The organism is Actinomycetota bacterium, from assembly GCA_036280995.1.
In the GTDB taxonomy this organism is placed as follows: domain Bacteria; phylum Actinomycetota; class CALGFH01; order CALGFH01; family CALGFH01; genus CALGFH01.
Window position 1 is genome coordinate 1 of sequence record DASUPQ010000365.1, and the last position, 2,836, is coordinate 2,836.

Annotated in this window: 3 protein-coding genes and 3 tRNA genes; 1 reads left to right on the forward strand and 5 read right to left on the reverse strand. The window is 69.9% G+C overall.

Annotated features, from left to right (window positions below; all coding sequences use genetic code 11):
- The 5 genes from VF468_12245 to VF468_12265 all read right to left on the reverse strand — a co-directional run.
- On the reverse strand, positions 1–462 hold a 462-nt coding region (locus VF468_12245; protein HEX5879068.1), incomplete at its 3' end, for a transposase.
- Between the two features lie 217 nt (positions 463–679).
- The gene (locus tag VF468_12250) at positions 680–1,573 is read right to left on the reverse strand and encodes a tyrosine-type recombinase/integrase (GenBank protein HEX5879069.1); all 894 of its coding nucleotides are present in this window, start codon (positions 1,571–1,573) and stop codon (positions 680–682) included.
- 103 nt (positions 1,574–1,676) lie between these two features.
- Positions 1,677–1,751: transfer RNA gene (locus tag VF468_12255), tRNA-Val, on the reverse strand.
- Positions 1,752–1,781: 30 nt separating this feature from the next.
- Positions 1,782–1,856 (reverse strand) — tRNA-Cys (locus VF468_12260).
- Between the two features lie 72 nt (positions 1,857–1,928).
- Positions 1,929–2,001: transfer RNA gene (locus VF468_12265), tRNA-Gly, on the reverse strand.
- 132 nt (positions 2,002–2,133) lie between these two features.
- Here VF468_12265 and VF468_12270 point away from each other — a divergent pair.
- Positions 2,134–2,730: a sigma-70 family RNA polymerase sigma factor gene (locus VF468_12270; GenBank protein HEX5879070.1), complete on the forward strand. Its 597-nt coding sequence runs from the start codon at positions 2,134–2,136 to the stop codon at positions 2,728–2,730.
- Positions 2,731–2,836 lie beyond the last annotated feature (106 nt).

A 2,836-nucleotide genomic window follows, 5' to 3' on the forward strand; every position in this document is an offset into this window, starting at 1 on the left:
GTCGGCCTCGACCACGGTGGCGTCGATCCGGACCGCACGAGCAGCAAAGCGGGTTTCCCGCTGGGCCTTGCCGATCACCACCCGAGTCAGCTCGGCGAGGACCTCGGGGCCCAGCCGGCGGACTAGCTTGCGGACGGTCGACTCGTCCGGCACCCGCTGGGTCAGCGGGATGAGGCAGAACCGGCGCAGGTGCAGCGAGTCCGACACCTCCCGCACCAGCGTCTCGTACCCCCAGCCGGTGCGCTGCTTGATGACCATGAGCCGCACGAAGCTGCCCATCGGGATGGTCGGCCGGCCATGGCCGCGAGCGGTCTGCGCCCAGACCTGCTCGATCGGCGCCAGCAGCCGCCGGTCGACCAGCAGCCGGTCCAGCGCCGCCAGGTCCCTGGGCAGCTCATGAACCTCGACCGGCAGCAGCTCGTCCAGCAGCGACTCCACCTGCCCACCCGCCAACCGCAGCATCCGCCCTCCCAGGGTCCAACCCGACGGCTGGATTCTCCCTCTCACTAGGACCGATAGTCACCGGCTTCCTCGTGCTGGTTCTGGTTGTTCACCGCCATGACAGGCATCTTCACCCCTGCCTACTCGGTGTCCAAGAGAACCGGGAGCGATGGACATAGGTCCTGTCCGGGTTTGCGATCCAGCCTTCCGAGTGTCAAATCAGCTCAGCAACGGACCACTAGAGCCGGTCACCAGGAGAAAGGCGTCGATGGGCCTCACGAGCTCGGGCGTCCGCGGCCGAGGCGCCGTAGCGTTGCAGCATGGCACGGGACTTCCAGCCGGCCAGGCGCATCAGGTCGGTCTCCCCGCCGCCTTCGGCCAACCACTGGTGCGCGAAGGTGTGGCGTAGCTGGTGGGGGTGCAGGCCGGGCAGACCAGCCTGCTCGCCGCGGCGCCGCAGCATCTGCACCAGGCCCCATCTGGTCAGCCGGCCCTGCAGCCCAAGCCAGAGCCAGGGGAGCGCGGCGTCCTTGTGGCGAGCCCGGGCGCGAAGGTAGCGGTCCAGGGCGGCGCCGGCCTTGTGGCCGAACGGCAGCGCCCGCTCGCGGCGGCCCTTGCCGAGCACCAGCAGCACGTCCAGGTCCAGGTCGAGGTGGGCGAGCTTGAGGTCGACCAGCTCGGCCCGGCGGGCGCCGGTGTCGAGCAGCAGCATGATCATGGCGGTGTCCCGGCGGGCCTCGAAGCCCTTGCCGGCGCAGGCGGCCAGGAGCCGGCGCAGCCCGTCGTCGGGGATCACGGGTACCGGCTGGTCGGGGATGATCGGTGGTCGCATCTTGGCCATCGGGCTGGCCGGGAGCTCGTCTTCGTCCTCGAGCCACTGGTAGAGCAGCTTGAGCACCTTGTAGTAGGTGGCGGCGGTGGCGGCGGCCCGTCGGGTGAGCAGGTCGCCCAGGTAGGCCTCCAGGTCGGCCCGGCCGGCCGCGGCGAGGGTGGTGCCCCGGCTCCCGGTCAGGAAGGCCTCGGCCTGGCGGAGGGCGATCAGGTAGGTGGCCACCGTCTGGTCGGAGCGGTTCTCGGCGCGCAGGTGCCGCTCGAAGGAGCGGAGCAGGGGGTTGGGCGCGGCCGGGTCCATGCCCGCAGAAGTAGCACAGTTAAGTGGTGTCCATCCGTTATGCGTCCACCCAGACGGGCCTCGAACGCGAAGCTGACCAGCGTTTCCGCTGGTCAGGGCCTTGTGGTGGGCGCGACAGGGTTTGAACCTGTGACCTCTTCCGTGTCAGGGAAGCGCTCTCCCGCTGAGCTACGCGCCCGGGTGGGCCCCGATCATATAGGTGAACGGGTGGAGGCGGTGCCCGGAATTGAACCGGGGTACAGGGTTTTGCAGACCCTTGCCTGAACCACTCGGCCACACCGCCGTGCCCCTCGTGGAGCCGCCCTCCGGTGACCCGGAGGGCGGTGACCCGTGGGCCGGAGGCCCCGAGGGTGGGAGCGGATGACGGGACTCGAACCCGCGACCCTCACCTTGGCAAGGTGATGCTCTACCAACTGAGCCACATCCGCGCGAGGCGAGCACTATAGCAACGCCCTGATGGCTCCCTCAACCATCATACGCTGGTGTGCTAGCTTGCCTTGCGACCGAGGCAAACCGATGTCCGCCGGCCGACGAAGACCTAGCAGGAAGGGTCCGAGCGCGTGCGAGGAACGTCCTATCAGGGTCTTCGGGACGACCAGCTGGTCGAGCTTGTGGCCCAGAAGGACGCGGGCGCCCTCGAAGCGCTGTACGACCGCTATGGGCCGGCCGCCTACTCGCTCGCGCGCCGGATCCTGACCGAGGAGACGTTGGCGCAGGATGTCGTGCAGGAGGTGTTCCTCTCGCTGTGGCGTAACGCTGGCCGGTTCGACGCTGGGCGGGGGACGGTCGCCACCTACCTGCTGTCGATGACGCACCACCGGGCCGTGGACGTGGTGCGGCGCGAGGAGAACCTGCGCCGCTGGCGGACCTCGGACGAGGGGCTGGAGTTCGAGCCCGACCCGAAGGCGCGGGTCGAGGACGACGTGGTCGCGTCCGAGCGCCGGGCCGAGGTGCGGGCGGCGCTGGGGGAGCTGCCGGTCGCCCAGCGCGAGGCCCTGCTGCTCGCGTACTTCGGGGGCTACACCCAGCGGGAGGTCGCCGCCCTGGTCGGGGTGCCGCTGGGCACGGTGAAGACGCGCATGGCGGCCGGGATGCGCAAGATGAAAGAGGCGCTGCAGGACGCCGGTACCGAGGAGCACCCGTGGACACGCCAATAAGCCACAGCGAGTACGAGGAGCTCGCCGCCGGCTACGTGCTGGGTGCCCTTGAGCCCGACGACGAGCACGTCTTCCGGCGTCACCTCGAGGGCTGCGCGGCCTGCGA